Raw genomic sequence first — 15,102 nt, 5'->3', positions numbered from 1 at the left:
TTCCGGATCCCGGACCGCGTGCGTGTGCGCGATCGCAAGCCTGCGATGATAGCCAGCGCCCACCCCGATCCCGATGTCCGCCTTGCCCGCTCCCCCTCGACCCGATGCCGCCGATGCGGTGCTGGCCACGCGCGCCTCGCCGGCCGAAATCGCGCTGCTGGCCTCGGTGTTCGTCGTCGCCGCCTGCGGCCTGGTTTACGAGCTGGCCGCTGGTGCGCTGGCCAGCTACCTGCTGGGCGATTCGATCCTGCAGTTCTCCACCGTCATTGGCAGTTATCTGTTTGCGATGGGCATTGGCTCCTGGTTGAGCCGGCACATTGAGCATCAGCTGGTGGCGCAGTTCCTGCGCATCGAGTTGCTGGTGGGGCTGATCGGCGGGCTGATGCCGGCGGCGCTGTTCGCCGCGCACAGCCTGCTGCCGCTGGGCCACGGCCTGCCGTTCAAGCTGATGCTGTACGGCCTGGTGCTGGCGGTGGGCATCCTGGTGGGGCTGGAGATCCCGCTGGTGATGCGCATCCTGAAGCGCCACTTCCGCGAGCGCTATGCGCTGCGCGAGCTGGTGTCGCAGGTGCTGACCTTCGATTACCTGGGCGCGCTGGCGGTGTCGGTGGCCTTCCCGCTGCTGCTGGTGCCGCAGCTGGGGCTGATCCGCACGGGGGTGTTCTTCGGCCTGCTGAACGCCGCGGTGGCGGTGTGGGCGCTGTGGCTGTTCCGCGCCGAGTTGCGCACGCTGCGCTCGCATGCGCTGGCCTGTGCGCTGGTGATCGGCCTGCTGTGCGCCGCAATGCTGTTCGCCGACCGCTTGACCACCTGGGCCGAAGACCGCTTTTATGGCGACCGCGTGATCCTGCGCGAGTCCAGCCCCTACCAGCGCGTGGTGCTGACCTCCGGCCCGGCCGGCGTGCGGCTTTTCCTCAACGGCAACCTGCAGTTCCATTCACGCGACGAGTACCGTTATCACGAAGCCCTGGTGCATCCGGCGATGGCCGGCCACGGAGCGCCCAAGCGCGTGCTGGTGCTGGGCGGCGGCGACGGCATGGCCGTGCGCGAGGTGCTGAAGTACCCCAGCGTCGAGCAGGTCACGCTGGTCGAACTGGACCCGCACATGACGCGGCTGTTCGCCGAGCTGCCGATGCTGCGCCAGCTGAACCACGACGCGCTGCGCTCGCCCAAGCTGCGCATCGTCAACACCGACGCCTTCGGCTGGCTGGAAACGCAGCAGGATGTCTTCGATGTCATCGTCGTCGACTTTCCCGATCCGACCAACTTTGCGCTGGGCAAGCTCTACACCACCAGCTTCTACCAGCGGCTGGACCAGCACCTGGCGGCCGGCGGCTATGCCGTGGTGCAGACCACTTCTCCCTTGATCGCGCGGCGCAGCTTCTGGACCGTCGCCGCGACGATCGAAGCAGCAGGCCTGACGATCACGCCCTACCACGCGCATGTGCCGAGCTTTGGCGAGTGGGGCTTCATCCTGGCCAGCCACCGGCCCTGGCGCCAGCCGACCACGCTGCCTGACGGCCTGCGCTTCCTGACGACGGCGGCGTGGCCGGCGCTGATGGACTTTCCGCCAGACATGGCACGGCTGCCGGCCGAGCCGAACCGCTTGTCGAACCAGACGCTGGTGCACACCTTCGAGGCCGAATGGGGCAAGGTGCACGAGTGAACTGGGGCGCGTCGGGCGTGAATCGCCGTGAGGCGATGCTCGCCGGCGCGGCGCTGCTGGCAGGCTGCGGCGACCGGGCCGCCACAGCGGCGCCGGCCGAGTGGGTGGGCGCCTCGCACGAGCGCGGCCACCGCCTGCGCACACTGCGCAGCGGCGCGCTGCCGGCGCCGGCGCGACAGCGGCGCTGCGACGTGCTGATCGTCGGCGGCGGCATTGCCGGGCTGGCCAGCGCACGCGCGCTGGCGCGCGCCGGTATCCACGACATCGCGCTGCTCGAGCTGGAAGACCAGGCCGGTGGCAACAGCCGTGGCCATACCCTGGCGGGCCAGCGCTGTCCGCTGGGCGCGCATTACCTGCCGATGCCGGACGAGGCGGGCACCGAGGTCAGCGAATTCCTGCATCAGCTGGGCCTGCTGTCGTCGCAGCTGGGCCGCACCGTGGCCGAGGAGCGCTACCTCTGCCACAGCCCGCAGGAGCGCTTGTTCTTCGAAGGCGCCTGGCACGAGGGCCTGTTGCCGCCGGCCGCGCCGGGTTCGGCGACGCAAATCCAATACCGCGCATTTGCAGCGGCCACGGCGCGCGTGCAGCGTGAGCTCGGTTTCGCGATGCCCAGCCTGCGCGCGCCCTGGACCGCCGGCCACGGCGCGCTGGATGCCCAGACCTTCGCCCACTGGCTGAACGGCCACGGTCTTGACGATGCGCGGCTGCGCTGGTACCTGGACTACGCCTGCCGGGACGACTACGGCGCCGGCCTGGACCAGGTGTCGGCCTGGGCCGGCCTGCACTATTTCGCCAGCCGCCACGGTTTCCACGCGCCGGGCGACGATGCGGGCGAGCGCGACGCGGTGTTCACCTGGCCCGAGGGCAATGCCTGGCTCGCCGAGCGCCTGGCCGCACCGCTGCGTGACCGCATGCAGGGCGGTCGCGTGGTGCTGCGCGTCGACCTGCAGCGCGATGGCGTGCAGGCGCTGGCCTGGAGTGCCGCGACCGGCGAGACCGAAGCCTGGTCAGCGCGCGCCGTGGTGATGGCCACGCCGCTGTTCATCGCGGCGCGGCTGCTGTCATCGGTGCCGCCGGCCTTGTCCGAGCTGGTGCCGCGCATGCCGCAGGCGCCGTGGCTGGTGGCCAACCTGCGGCTGCGCGAAGCGCTGCTGGACCGCGGCATCGGCGCGCCGGCGGCCTGGGACAACGTGGCCTACGGCGCGCCGTCGCTGGGCTATGTCGATGCCGGCCACCAGCGCCTGAGCCCGCTGCCCGGACCCACGGTGCTGACGGCCTACTGGGCGCTGCCGCAGGCGCAGCGGCAGCCTTTGCTGGACGGTGAGGCCGCCGCCTGGGCCGCCCGCGTGGTGGCCGACATCGCGGCGCTGCACCCGGACTTGCCGCACAAGCTGGAGCGCATCTCGCTGATGCGCTATGGCCACGCGATGAGCATTCCGGTGCCGGGGCTGCGTTCGTCACCTGCTCTGGCCGCGCTGGCGCAGATGGCCGGCCGGCTGCAGTTTGCGCACAGCGACCTGTCGGCCTACTCGGTGTTCGAAGAAGCATTCACGCACGGCGACCGCGCGGGCCGCGGCGCCGCGGCCTGGCTGCGGCGATGACCCGCCACCGGCCCGCCGCGCCTCACGTGCGGGCGGGCGTCAGACGCACCACGCGCCTGCGCGTGCCGGGTATGTCACGCGCCTGTGCGCGCCGGGTGTGTCACGCGCCGGTGCGTGACAGGCCCATCACGCTGGCCTCGGCGGCCAGCCAGTGCGTCACCGCGTCGGGCAATGGCTTCTGCGGCACGGCCAGGCCCATCGCTGCGTACGAGCTGGCGTTGGGCACCAGCCCCTGGCGCCCGACCGCTGCGCCCTTCATCACGCCGGCCGCGCACAACGTGCCGTCCCGCTGCAGGAATTCGAAGCGCATGTAGTTCCAGTGCGTGTCGGCCGCCAGCATCGAAAAGCGCACGCGGTAGCGCTGCATCGGCTGCAGCCCGCGCCGGTAGGTGATGATCGCCCCGCCGGACATCGGTCGCCAGCCGGCACGCAGCATCGCGCGGGCAAAACCGGTGCGCACGAAGTACTCCATCAGCATCAGGTCCACCAGCGTCAGGTAGCGGCCATTGTTCATGTGGCCGTTGATGTCCAGGTCGTTCGGCAGCACGCGCCAGTGGCGTTCCAGGCAGTCGTCCACCGTCAGTCGCGGCAGGCGCCAGCTGCGCAGCAGGGTCCACAACAATCGCAGGTACAGGTTCATTCAGGCGCTCCATCGATGGCCGATAGTAGTTCTATAACGAACCAATTGTCCAGTTCGTTTCCGAACTTCTTTTGTGCCGACAATGCCCGACCATGGCCACCTCCCGACGCGCTGATGCGGCGCCCCCCGTTCCGAAGCCGGTGCGCAGCTGGCTCACCGTCGTCACCGCCTATCACCTGTGCGATGCGGCGATGACGCAGCAGCTCGCGCCGCTGGGCATCAAGCTGCCCGAGCACGAGGTGCTGTCGCATGTGCTGCGCGACCCCGGCCTCAGTCAGCAGGCACTGGCTGCGCGCTGCTTCACCGCCAAGAGCCACATCAGCGCGCTGGTGGTGGCGCTGGAGGAACGCGGCTGGCTGCTGCGCGAACGCGATCCGGCCGATGGCCGCGCCCGCCGCCTGCGGCTCACCGCCACCGGCCGCACGATGGCCGAGCGCTCGCTGGCGGTGCAGTCCGCCATCGTCAGCGCGATGGCCGAAGCGGTGAGCGCCGAGGAGATGCTGCTGGTCGAACGCGCGATGCAGCGCGTCAACGAGCGGCTGCGGGCGCTGCTGGACGCCGGCTGAACCCGATCGGCGCAGGGTGAGCGGTGGACCCGGTCAGGGGCAGCCTTCCAGCGACAGGACCTCGGGCACCCGCCCGCCGCGCAGCGTGATGATGCGGCCCTGGTCGTTGGTCTCCATCACCAGCGCGTGCTTCTTGTCGCCGGCATAGACCACCAGCGACTTGCCCTGGTCGAAATAAGGGTGCGCGCCCAGCACCAGCCGCGCGCCGTACAGCTGCTGCGCGCGCGCCAGCGTATCGCCCACCCGCAGGCCGCTGGCGGTGGTGTAGCGCGCATCGCGTGTTTCGCTGCGGATGATGCGGCCCTGCAAAACGGCAAAGCGCACGCCGGGCTGGCTGGCCGCGCTGCGGTAATGGCAGGCCTCGGGCGTGGCGGGCGGCTTGTCGGCCAGCAGCGGCTGCCCCAGCGACTTTTGCGCCTGCTCCAGCGTCTGCCCGGCCAGCGCCGGCGACAGGCCTTGCACGGTGAAGCGCTTGTCGTCGGCAGTGCGCGCCGGTGCCGCCGCCGCCAACGCCACCATCCCAGCCGCCACACCCGCGACCACGCCCCGCACCACGCCCCGCACCACGCCGCGCATCAGCACCATCACCGTCCTCGATTGCAGGCCGCGACGATAGCGCAAGTCCTTGTCGGCCTCTGGCCGCTCGAGGCGGCAAGCGCCTCGCGGCGACGCGACGCAACCGTGTCTCAGCCCGCCGCTCGAGCGGCCTGCCGGTAGCGCGTGGCGCTGCCCAGCCCGGCGCGGCGCAAGGCGCTGTTCAGGTGGCTCAGGTGGGCATAGCCCGCATCAGCGGCCACCTGGGGCAGGCTGAGCCGCGCATCGGCCAGCAGCCGGCGGGCATGGGCCAGGCGGCGCTGCATCACCCAGCCGTGCGGGCTCATGCCGAAGCTGGTCTTGAACATACGTGCAAAGTGGTAGGGCGACAGGCAGGCCGCGTCGGCCAGGGCCGGTAGGTCGACCGGCGTGCCATCGGACTGCGCGGCCTCGATGCAATCGAGCACCCGCCGCCGCGCCTGCGGCGACAGCCCGCCGCGCAGCACCGGCGTTGCACGCTGCGCGCCGCCATGGGCCAGCAGCAGCCGTGCCTGCATCTGCAGGCCCAGCTCCTGCAGCCGCAGCGTGGCATCGGTCTCGCGCCAGTCCAGCGAAACGATGCGGCGGCCCAGCTCGGCGAGCAGCGGGTCGTCGAAGTAGATGCGGTCATCCAGGTGCGCCAGGCGCGGATCGCGGTCGAACCACTGCTCGGCCGCCAGCGCCAGCGGCAGCCGCGGCAGGTACAGGTGCAGCAGCTGCAGCGAACCGCGCACCGCCCAGCGCGAGACATGGCCGGCCGGCAGGCAGCACAGGCTGCCGGGCGCGCCACGCGCGGCGGGCTGGTCCAGGCAGCGCACGGCCTCGCCGCCTTCGAGGTACAGCGACAGCGTGTGGTGCGTGGGCTGCTCGTAGGCGGTGTCGGTGTCGGCATTGCGCCAGTGCACCAGCCAGGCGCCATCCGACCCCAGGGCCGCGGCGCGCAAGGGCGTGGCGCGCGACTGCACAAGCGCGCGAAACACGTCGAGCCGGTCCGGCTGAAGTTGGTGAGGCATGGCCGCAAGCTTACGCAGTGGCGGCCGTTTGTGCCCGTGCAGGCCGCACAAAACCGCAAGTTCCTGCCAGCGCCGACGCGGCGCGACCGCCAGACTGCGGCCATGACTTCCTCCGCCGCGCTGTACGCGCTGACCGTCCTGATCTGGGGCACCACCTGGATCGCGCTGAAGCTGCAACTGGGCATCGTGCCCATCGCCTGGTCCATTGCCTGGCGATTTGCGCTGGCGGCTCTGGTCATGCTGGGCTGGCTGGCCTGGACGCGCAAGAGCCGCTGGCCGCCACGCGCCGCCTGGCCCTTGCTGCTGGCCCAGGGCGCGTGCCTGTTCTGCCTGAACTTCCTGTGCTTCCTGGAGGCCAGCCGCTGGATCGCCAGCGGGCTGGTGGCGGTGTGCTTCTCGACCGCGCCGGTGTGGAACGCGCTGAATGCCCGGGTCTTCCACGGCCAGCCGCTGCAGCGCCGCGTGCTGCTTGGCGCCGCACTGGGCCTGGCCGGGCTGCTGCTGCTGTTCGGCACCGAAGTGCTGAAGGACCTGGGCCAGCCGCAGACGCTGCGCGGCCTGGCGCTGGCGATGGCCGGCACCTACTGTTTTTCGCTCGGCAACCTGCTGTCCGGTGCCTTGCAGCGCCGTGGCCTGGCGCCCTTGCAGACCAATGCCTGGGCCATGCTGGCCGGCACGCTGCTGGTCTCGGCCTGGGCGCTGGCCAGCGGGCAGGCGCCGGCCTTCGACCTGTCGCCCACCTATGTGGCGGCCTGGCTGTACCTGGCGATTCCCGGCTCGGTGATCGGCTTCACCGCCTACCTGACGCTGGTCGGCCGGCTCGGCGCCGACCGCGCGGCCTACTGCACCGTGCTGTTCCCCGTGGTGGCGCTGAACGTCTCGGCCTGGGTCGAGGGCTACCACTGGACTGCGCCGGCCGGGTTGGGCCTGCTGCTGGTGCTGGCCGGCAACGTGGCGGTGTTCTGGCGGGCCGGTGCGCTGGCCCTGCCGCTGCCGTGGCTCCGACGGGCGCAGCGGCCGCGCTGATCGAGCACTGCAGGTCTGGCGCTTGCCCGCGCACTGCCGTGTAGCCGCGTTGTCCCCCGGGTGACGGGCGCGGCCCTTCTGCCGCCGCCGCTCCTGGGCTACCCTGGAGGCCGTGACGACGCTGCGCACCGAATCGGTCCATCCTCAGCACGCCGGGCTCGACGGCTATGGCAGCCTGGACCTGGTGCGCGCACTCGTCGACGACCAGCAGCAGGCGCTGGTCGCGGTGCAGGCTGCCGCCGGCGCGCTGGCCCGCGCGGTGGACGACGCGCTGCCGCGGCTGCGCGAAGGCGGGCGCCTGGTCTACGTCGGCGCCGGCAGCTCGGGCCGCCTGGGCATGCTGGATGGCGTGGAACTGCCGCCGACCTTCTCGTGGCCGGCCTACCGCGCGATCGGCCTGCTGGCCGGCGGGCCGCGCGCGATGTTCGTGTCGGTCGAAGGCGCCGAAGACTCGGCCGAGCAGGGCGCCAGCGACGTGCAGGTCGCCGAAGTGAATGGCCGCGACGTGGTGGTGCTGATCGCCGCCTCCGGCAGCACGCCCTATGTGCTGGGTGCGGCGCAGGCCGCCCGAGCCGCCGGCGCGCTGACGCTGGGGCTGTGCAACAACCCCGGCGCACCCTTGCTGGCCGCCGTGCAGCACCCGGTGTTGCTGGACACCGGCCCGGAAGTGATCTCGGGCAGCACGCGGCTCAAAGCCGGCACCGCGCAGAAGATGGCGCTGAACGCCTTGTCCAGCGCGCTGATGGTGCGGCTGCACAAGGTCTACCGCAACCTGATGGTCGACCTGAAGGCCAGCAACAGCAAGCTGCGCCAGCGTGCGCTGATGCTGACGATGCGCGCCTCGGGCGCCGGCGAGGCGGCGTCGCTGCAGGCGCTGGCGGCTTGCGCCGACCAGGTCAAGCCAGCCATCGTGATGCTGCGCGCGCGCTGCGATGCCGAGCGCGCGTTGCTGCTGTTGCAAGCGCATGAAGGCTCGGTGCGCGCGGCGCTGGCGGCAGCCGGCGTGCGCGACGCGTAGTGCGGCCTCAGGCCCCGCCGGTCCGGTTCAGGTCCGCCAGCTGCTCCGGCGTGCCCAGGTTGTGCCAGGGCTGGCTGAGCAGCTCGCCGCCCAGCCGGCCGGCCGCGGCGCTGGCGAACAGCAGCGCATTGAGCCGGGCATGCTGGCCCGGCGTGATGCCGTCCACCAGCCGCCGGCGCACCAGCGCGATATTGGCGTAAGTGAGCGGCCTCGGGTCTGCCTCGCGCAGCACGCGGTCGCCTTGCAGCGCAAAGTCGCCGGCGGCATTGAAACCGGGATTGGGCAGCAGCCACAGGTGCGCGTCGTCATCGCCGGTGGCGAAGCGCTGTGCGATCGTGACATCGAAGCGGAACTGCGGCGTCACGACGTCGCCCGAGACGATCCAGAAGCAGTCGCCCAGCCAGGGCAGGGCCTTGGCGATGCCGCCGGCGGTCTCCAGCGCGCCGCCGTGGTCGCGGCCTTCCATGGAATAGTGGATGCGCAGGCCCCAGCGGCTGCCGTCGCCCAGCGCATCGGGAAATTGCTCCTCGAGCCAGGCGGTGTTGATCACCACCTCCTGCACGCCGTCGCGCGCCAGCGCTTCCAGGTGCCATTCGATCATCGGCTTGCCATGCACCGGCAGCAGCGGCTTCGGGATGTGGTCGGTCAGCGGCCGCATGCGCTCGCCACGACCGGCGGCGAAGATCAGCGCTTTCAGGTTGCCCGCAACCGGGGCACGCGGGGCCGATGCAGCGGCACGCCCGCGCTGCAGGCGGTGGCGCGCCACGCTGCTCGCACCAAACGCCGCCTCCAGCCGCAGCAGCAGCGCATCGGCTTTCGCCGAGTTGTCGGCGCCGAAGTTGCAGACGTAGACATCCAGCGTCACCGCGGCCAGCTCCGGCCAGGTGTGCACCGCCAGGTGCGATTCGGCGAGCAACACCACGCCGGTGATGCCCGGCCCGCCAGTGAAGCGGTGGAACAGTTCGCCCACCGCGGTGAGGCCGGCTTCGGCCACCGCGGCCAAGCACAGCGCGCGCAATGCCGCCGCATCGGTCATCACCGCGGCAGTGGGGGGGCAGCCGCTCAAGTCGGCGGTGAGGTGCAGTCCCTGCATGGATGCGGATTATCGAGCCGCTAAAATCGCCGTTTCCCGCGGTTCCTCCCTCCCCTCCTTTTTCACCCTCCACCAGCCTGACGGCTGCTGCGCGCATGGCCTCCACACTGACTCCCGACACCTCCAGCATTGCCGATGCTTCGCTGATGGCCAACGCGATCCGCGCGCTGGCCATGGACGCCGTGCAACAGGCCAATTCGGGCCACCCCGGCGCGCCGATGGGCATGGCCGAGATCGCCGTCGCGCTGTGGGGCCACCACCTGAAGCACAACCCGGCCAACCCGCTGTGGCCCAACCGCGACCGCTTCGTGCTGTCCAACGGCCACGGCTCGATGCTGATCTACGCGCTGCTGCACCTGACCGGCTACGACCTGCCGATGAGCGAGTTGCGCAATTTCCGCCAGCTGCACAGCAAGACCCCGGGGCATCCGGAAGTGGGCATCACGCCGGGCATCGAAACCACCACTGGCCCGCTGGGCCAGGGCATCAGCAACGCAGTGGGCATGGCGCTGGCCGAGAAGCTGCTGGCCACCGGGTTCAACCGCCCCGGCCATGCCGTGGTCGACCACCACACCTACGCCTTCATCGGCGACGGCTGCCTGATGGAAGGCATCAGCCACGAAGCCTGCGCGCTGGCCGGCGCCTGGAAGCTGAACAAGTTGATCGCGCTGTACGACGACAACGGCATCTCGATCGACGGCCAGGTGCAGCCCTGGTACATCGACAACGCCGGCCAGCGCTTTGAGGCCTATGGCTGGAACGTCATCGGGCCGGTCGACGGCCACGACGTGAAGGCGGTGGACACGGCGATCCAGAAGGCCCGCAGCTCGGCCGTCAAGCCGACGCTGATCATCTGCAAGACCACCATCGGCAAGGGTTCGCCGAACCGCGCCGGCACCGCCAAGGCGCATGGCGAGGCGCTGGGCGGCGACGAGATCAAGCTGACGCGGGAGGCGCTGGGCTGGAGCCACGAGCCCTTCGTGATTCCCGAAGCGGCCTACGGCGCCTGGGACGCCAAGGCCGCCGGCGAAGCGGCCGAAGTGACCTGGCTGGCCACCTTCGCGACCTACAAGGCCGCGTTCCCCGAACTGGCCGCCGAATTCGCGCGCCGCATGGCCGGCGACCTGCCGGCCAACTTTGCGCAGACCGCCGTGGACGCGGCGATCGCCGCGCACACCCAGGCGCAGACCGTGGCCAGCCGCAAGGCCAGCCAGATCGCGCTGGAAGCCTTCACCAAGGCCTTGCCCGAGTTGCTGGGCGGCTCGGCCGACCTGACCGGCTCGAACCTCACCAACACCAGCAGCACCGCGCCGCTGCGCTTTGCTGACGATGGCGCCGCCAAGCTCGGCGAAGACGGCAAGGCCGGCCGCCACATCAACTACGGCGTGCGTGAATTCGGCATGGCGGCGATCATGAACGGCATCGCGCTGCACGGTGGCTTCATCCCCTACGGCGGCACCTTCCTGACCTTCAGCGACTACAGCCGCAACGCCATCCGCATGGCCGCGCTGATGAAGGCGCGCGTGATCCATGTCTTCACGCACGACTCCATCGGCCTCGGCGAAGACGGCCCCACCCACCAGAGCGTGGAGCATGCCGCGGCGCTGCGCCTGATTCCGAACCTGGATGTCTGGCGCCCGGCCGACACCGCCGAAACGGCGGTGGCCTGGGCCAAGGCGATCGAGACGCGCAACCGCCCGAGCGCGCTGCTGCTGTCGCGCCAGAACCTGCCGTATGCGCCGAAGGCCGGTTTGGAGGACATCGCCAAGGGCGCCTACGTGCTGGCCGAGCCGGCCGAAGTCGGGCTGAAGAAGAAGGCCCGCGCGGTGATCATCGCCACCGGCTCTGAAGTGCAGCTGGCCTTGCATGCCCAGGCCCAGCTGGCCCAGGCCGGCATCCCGGTGCGCGTGGTGTCCATGCCCTCGACGACGGTGTTCGACCGCCAGGCCGTGGCCTACAAGAAGAGCGTGCTGCCCGAGGGCCTGCCGCGCGTGGCGGTGGAGGCCGGCGTCACCGACGGCTGGTGGAAGTACGGCTGCGCCGCGGTGGTCGGCATCGACACCTATGGCGAAAGCGCGCCGGCGCCGGCGCTGTTCAAGCATTTCAACTTCACCGCCGAGAACGTGGCCGCGACGGTGAAGAAAGTACTGACGAAGTAGCTGCGGCGCGTCACACTGCGCGCTGCTGAAATCGACCCCCCACTCGTTTCAAACCCGGAGATAACCCACCATGAGCATCAAGATCGGCATCAATGGCTTCGGCCGCATCGGACGCATGGTGTTCCGCGCGGCAGTGCAGAACTTCTCGAACATCGAGGTGGTCGGCATCAACGACCTGCTGGAACCCGACTACCTGGCCTACATGCTGACGTACGACTCGGTGCACGGGCGCTTCAAGGGCGAAGTGGCGGTCGATGGCAACACACTGATCGTCAACGGCAAGAAGATCCGCCTGACGGCGGTGAAGGACCCGGCCGAGCTGAAGTGGGGCGAGATCGGTGCCGACATCGTCGTCGAATCCACCGGCCTGTTCCTGACCAAGGACACCGCGCAGAAGCACATCGATGCCGGCGCGAAGAAGGTCATCATGAGCGCACCGTCGAAGGACGACACGCCGATGTTCGTCTACGGCGTCAACGACAAGAGCTACGCCGGCCAGGCCATCGTCTCCAACGCCTCGTGCACGACCAACTGCCTGGCCCCGGTGGCCAAGGTGCTCAACGACGCCTTCGGCATCAAGCGCGGGCTGATGACCACGGTGCACGCCACCACCGCGACGCAGAAGACCGTCGACGGCCCGAGCAACAAGGACTGGCGCGGCGGCCGCGGCATCCTGGAGAACATCATCCCCAGTTCCACTGGCGCGGCCAAGGCGGTGGGCGTGGTGATTCCCGAGCTGAACAAGAAGCTCACCGGCATGTCCTTCCGCGTGCCGACCTCCGATGTCTCGGTGATCGACCTGACGGTCGAACTGCTGAAGGAAGCCAGCTACGAGGACATCTGCAACGCGATGAAGGCCGCCGCCGCCGGTCCGATGAAGGGCGTGCTCGGCTACACCGAGGACAAGGTGGTCTCCACCGACTTCCGCGGTGAATCGATGACCTCGGTGTTCGATGCCGAAGCCGGCATTGCGCTGGACAAGACCTTCGTCAAGGTCGTGGCTTGGTACGACAATGAATGGGGCTACTCGAACAAGGTGCTCGAGATGGTGCAAGTGATCGCGAGGTGAACACGATGACCGCCGAACATTCCGTGTTGTCGCCAGCGTTGACCGCGCTGTTTGCCGCCGTGCTGGCCTCGGGCTGCGTCACGATGCCCGGCAGCAAGAGTGAAACGGCGGCCGCGCCGGCACCGGCCCCCGCGCCTGCGCCTGCAGCACCCAAGAGCAAGGCCGGCATGAACGAGCGCGGCGAGGTGATCGAGTCGTCCAAGGTCGAGGCCGGCAGCGGTACCACCGTCAAGGGCCTGGGCGGCTGGGAAGGCGAGATCACCGGCCGGCCCGCGCCCGGCAGCAAGTTCACCAAGCTGCAGATCGGCATGTCGATGCGCCAGGCGGTCGACCTGGTCGGCACCCGGCCCACCGACCAGGGCGCCTACATCACCGGCAAGGCCTGGATTCCGTTCTATTACGGCAGCGACCGCCACCGCTACGAAATGGTGTTCAAGGGCCAGGGCCGGCTGATCTTCGCCGGCGGTTCGCTGGGCGACTATTCGGGCGGCAATCTCGTCTGGATCATCCACAGCGCCAGCGAGGGCGGCTACCGCTAAAGGCCCGGTGTTGCCGGCGCGGCGGAACATGTCCACCCCGTTGCGCTTGTAAACCGTCGGCTTACACGGCGCCGCTAGCATGGTTGCGGCGTGCCGGCTCCGGCCGCGCGCGCCGTCCCGTCACCCTGCTGCGAGCTGCCGATGAACACCCGAGCCTGGATCTTCACGCGCCTGTTGCTGGCCGCCGGGCTGCTGCCGGTGGCCGGCGCCGTCACGGCAGCCGAACGTGGCCCGCAGCAGCTGCGCCGCCCGGCGGTGCAGGCCGAAGACGCGTCGACGGCGCGGGTGATCGTCAAGTACAAGGCCGACAGCAGCTTGATGCGCGCGTTGTCGGCCAGCGGCACAACGAGCACCACGGCCACGACCGCCACGGCCACCGCCTTGCCGCAGCACGCCGCCCGGCTGGCGCAACGGCTTGCGCTGCCGCTCACCGACGGCCGTGTGCTCGGCCGCCGCACGCAGGCGCTGCGCGGCACGGGGTTGTCGTCATCGCAGCTGGCCACGCGCCTGGCTGCACTGCCGGATGTCGAATGGGCGGTGGTCGACCAGCGCCGCCAGCTCTACGCGCTGCCGAACGACCCCTACCTTGGCGACCGCCAGACCGGCATCACGCCCACCGCCGGCCAGTGGTACCTGCGCGCGCCGGATGCCACGCTGGCCTCGGCGATCAATGCGGTGGGCGCCTGGGATGTGAGCGTCGGCTCGGCTGCCGTCACCATCGCGGTGCTGGACACCGGTGTGCGGCTGGACCATCCGGACCTGGCGGGCAAGCTGCACCCGGGCTACGACTTCATCGCCGACCGCACGACCGCCAACGATGGCGGCGGCCGCGACAGCGATGCCAGCGACCCCGGCGACTGGACCACCGCCAACGAGTGTTCCGCCGGCGAAGCCGCCTACAGCAGCAGCTGGCACGGCACGCAGGTGGCCGGGCTGATCGGCGCGGCCACCAACAACGGCATCGGCATCGCCGGCGTCGGCCGCAACGTGATGCTGCTGCCGGTGCGCGTGCTCGGCCGCTGCGGCGGCTACGACAGCGACATCATCGCCGGCATGCGCTGGGCCGCGGGCCTGAGCGAAACCCAGGCCAACCCGCATCCGGCCCGGGTGCTGAACATGAGCCTGGGATCGTCGGGCGCGTGCGAACAGAGCTATGCCGAGGTCTTCAACGAACTCAGCGCCGCCGGTGTCTCGGTCGTGGTGGCCAGCGGCAACGACACCGGCCTGGCCATCGGCGTGCCGGCCAACTGTGCCGGCGCCATCGCGGTGGCCGGTGTGCGCCACCTGGGATCGAAGGTCGGCTACTCGAACGTCGGTCCGGAAATGAGCATCGCCGCACCGGCCGGCAACTGCGTCAACGACACCGGCGCCTGCCTGTACCCGCTGCTGACCACCACCAACAGCGGCAGCACCTCGCCCGGCGCCAACATCTACAGCGACAGCTACACCATCTCGGTGGGCACCAGTTTCGCGACGCCGCTGGTCGCCGGCACCGTCGGGCTGATGCTGTCGATCGACCCGACGCTGACGCCAGCGCAGGTGAAAGCCGCGCTGCGCGCCAGCGCGCGACCCTTCCCGAGCAGCGGCGCGGCCTCCGGCGTGGTGGCTTGCCATGCGCCCAACGGTGTCGAGCAGATCGAGTGTTATTGCACCACCAGCACCTGCGGCGCCGGCATGCTGGACGCGGCCGCCGCCGTGGTGCGCGTGCAGGCCGGCGCGGTGCCGGCGCCGACGGTGACGATCAGCGCCTCGACCAGCGCACCGGCCGCAGGCACCTCGGTCACGCTCGACGGCAGCACCTCAGTCGCGCAGGGCGGGCGCACGATCGCGGCCTACCAGTGGGCCATCACGGCGGGGTCGACGCTGGCCTCGTTCAGCGGCGCCACGGACGCCGTCACCGCCACCCTGGCCACCAGCGCGGCCGGCAGCGTGACGGTGAGCCTGACGGTGACCGACTCGGCCGGCGTCAGCAGCACCGGCAGCAGCACGCTCACGGTGGGCGCGGTGCCCACGGTGACCGTTGGCGCAACGACATCGTCCGGCGGCGGCGGGGGTGGCGCGATGGGCGCGGAATGGCTGCTGGCGCTGGCGCTGGCGGTGTTCGCGCTGCGGCGCAGCGCTCGGGCGGACTGAATTTCC

At 70.4% G+C, this 15,102-nt stretch carries 13 protein-coding genes; 9 read left to right on the top strand and 4 right to left on the bottom strand.

Annotation, left to right across the window (positions count from 1 at the left end; genetic code table 11):
* The first annotated feature begins 73 nt into the window (after positions 1-73).
* Positions 74-1,666 carry a polyamine aminopropyltransferase gene (locus tag VLK61_RS25105; RefSeq protein WP_325425124.1) on the top strand — a complete coding sequence of 531 codons (1,593 nt, stop codon included), beginning with the start codon at positions 74-76 and terminating at the stop codon, positions 1,664-1,666.
* Positions 1,667-1,683: 17 nt separating this feature from the next.
* Entirely contained in the window at positions 1,684-3,267 is a 1,584-nt protein-coding gene (locus VLK61_RS25100; RefSeq protein ID WP_325425122.1) for an FAD-dependent oxidoreductase, read from the top strand.
* A 100-nt stretch (positions 3,268-3,367) separates the two neighbouring features.
* Here the strand turns inward: VLK61_RS25100 and VLK61_RS25095 are convergent, their stop codons facing one another.
* Positions 3,368-3,907, bottom strand: a complete 540-nt coding sequence (locus VLK61_RS25095; RefSeq protein WP_325425120.1) for a thioesterase family protein — start codon at positions 3,905-3,907, stop codon at positions 3,368-3,370.
* A 92-nt stretch (positions 3,908-3,999) separates the two neighbouring features.
* On the opposite strand from VLK61_RS25095, the gene VLK61_RS25090 reads away from it, so the two are divergent.
* Positions 4,000-4,473: a MarR family winged helix-turn-helix transcriptional regulator gene (locus VLK61_RS25090; RefSeq protein ID WP_325425118.1), complete on the top strand. Its 474-nt coding sequence runs from the start codon at positions 4,000-4,002 to the stop codon at positions 4,471-4,473.
* A 33-nt stretch (positions 4,474-4,506) separates the two neighbouring features.
* On the opposite strand, the gene VLK61_RS25085 is transcribed toward VLK61_RS25090, so the two are convergent.
* Together VLK61_RS25085 and VLK61_RS25080 are read right to left on the bottom strand one after the other, a co-directional pair.
* Entirely contained in the window at positions 4,507-5,094 is a 588-nt protein-coding gene (locus tag VLK61_RS25085) for a hypothetical protein (protein WP_325425116.1), read from the bottom strand.
* Between the two features lie 65 nt (positions 5,095-5,159).
* Entirely contained in the window at positions 5,160-6,059 is a 900-nt protein-coding gene (locus VLK61_RS25080) for a helix-turn-helix transcriptional regulator (protein WP_325425114.1), read from the bottom strand.
* A 102-nt stretch (positions 6,060-6,161) separates the two neighbouring features.
* Between VLK61_RS25080 and VLK61_RS25075 the strand changes: the two genes are divergently transcribed.
* Together VLK61_RS25075 and VLK61_RS25070 are read left to right on the top strand one after the other, a co-directional pair.
* Positions 6,162-7,085, top strand: a complete 924-nt coding sequence (locus VLK61_RS25075; RefSeq protein ID WP_325425112.1) for a DMT family transporter — start codon at positions 6,162-6,164, stop codon at positions 7,083-7,085.
* Positions 7,086-7,197: 112 nt separating this feature from the next.
* Positions 7,198-8,103 carry an N-acetylmuramic acid 6-phosphate etherase gene (locus VLK61_RS25070; protein ID WP_325425110.1) on the top strand — a complete coding sequence of 302 codons (906 nt, stop codon included), beginning with the start codon at positions 7,198-7,200 and terminating at the stop codon, positions 8,101-8,103.
* Positions 8,104-8,110: 7 nt separating this feature from the next.
* Here the strand turns inward: VLK61_RS25070 and murU are convergent, their stop codons facing one another.
* Positions 8,111-9,196: an N-acetylmuramate alpha-1-phosphate uridylyltransferase MurU gene (gene murU / locus VLK61_RS25065; protein ID WP_325425108.1), complete on the bottom strand. Its 1,086-nt coding sequence runs from the start codon at positions 9,194-9,196 to the stop codon at positions 8,111-8,113.
* Positions 9,197-9,291: 95 nt separating this feature from the next.
* On the opposite strand from murU, the gene tkt reads away from it, so the two are divergent.
* From tkt to VLK61_RS25045, 4 genes are all read left to right on the top strand, one after another.
* A complete protein-coding gene (gene tkt, locus VLK61_RS25060; protein ID WP_325425106.1) occupies positions 9,292-11,355 on the top strand; it encodes a transketolase in 2,064 nt (687 codons plus the stop codon).
* 70 nt (positions 11,356-11,425) lie between these two features.
* Positions 11,426-12,424, top strand: coding sequence for a type I glyceraldehyde-3-phosphate dehydrogenase (gene gap, locus VLK61_RS25055; protein ID WP_325425104.1), 999 nt, complete (start codon positions 11,426-11,428; stop codon positions 12,422-12,424).
* Between the two features lie 5 nt (positions 12,425-12,429).
* A complete protein-coding gene (locus VLK61_RS25050; RefSeq protein WP_325425102.1) occupies positions 12,430-12,963 on the top strand; it encodes a hypothetical protein in 534 nt (177 codons plus the stop codon).
* 141 nt (positions 12,964-13,104) lie between these two features.
* Positions 13,105-15,096: a S8 family peptidase gene (locus VLK61_RS25045; protein WP_325425100.1), complete on the top strand. Its 1,992-nt coding sequence runs from the start codon at positions 13,105-13,107 to the stop codon at positions 15,094-15,096.
* Positions 15,097-15,102 lie beyond the last annotated feature (6 nt).

Source organism: Aquabacterium sp., from assembly GCF_035476535.1.
Taxonomy (GTDB): Bacteria; Pseudomonadota; Gammaproteobacteria; order Burkholderiales; family Burkholderiaceae_C; genus Pseudaquabacterium.
The sequence above is the reverse complement of the archived record's forward strand: the minus strand, read 5'-3'. Positions and strand labels throughout refer to the sequence as shown.

Bases quoted from the DNA above. Each gene is read 5' to 3' on its own strand.
- VLK61_RS25105 (WP_325425124.1), top strand. From the start codon at position 74: ATGTCCGCCTTGCCCGCTCCCCCTCGACCCGATGCCGCCGATGCGGTG.
- VLK61_RS25095 (WP_325425120.1), bottom strand. From the start codon at position 3,907: ATGAACCTGTACCTGCGATTGTTGTGGACCCTGCTGCGCAGCTGGCGC.
- VLK61_RS25090 (WP_325425118.1), top strand. From the start codon at position 4,000: ATGGCCACCTCCCGACGCGCTGATGCGGCGCCCCCCGTTCCGAAGCCG.
- VLK61_RS25080 (WP_325425114.1), bottom strand. From the start codon at position 6,059: ATGCCTCACCAACTTCAGCCGGACCGGCTCGACGTGTTTCGCGCGCTT.
- VLK61_RS25075 (WP_325425112.1), top strand. From the start codon at position 6,162: ATGACTTCCTCCGCCGCGCTGTACGCGCTGACCGTCCTGATCTGGGGC.
- murU (WP_325425108.1), bottom strand. From the start codon at position 9,196: ATGCAGGGACTGCACCTCACCGCCGACTTGAGCGGCTGCCCCCCCACT.
- tkt (WP_325425106.1), top strand. From the start codon at position 9,292: ATGGCCTCCACACTGACTCCCGACACCTCCAGCATTGCCGATGCTTCG.
- gap (WP_325425104.1), top strand. From the start codon at position 11,426: ATGAGCATCAAGATCGGCATCAATGGCTTCGGCCGCATCGGACGCATG.
- VLK61_RS25050 (WP_325425102.1), top strand. From the start codon at position 12,430: ATGACCGCCGAACATTCCGTGTTGTCGCCAGCGTTGACCGCGCTGTTT.
- VLK61_RS25045 (WP_325425100.1), top strand. From the start codon at position 13,105: ATGAACACCCGAGCCTGGATCTTCACGCGCCTGTTGCTGGCCGCCGGG.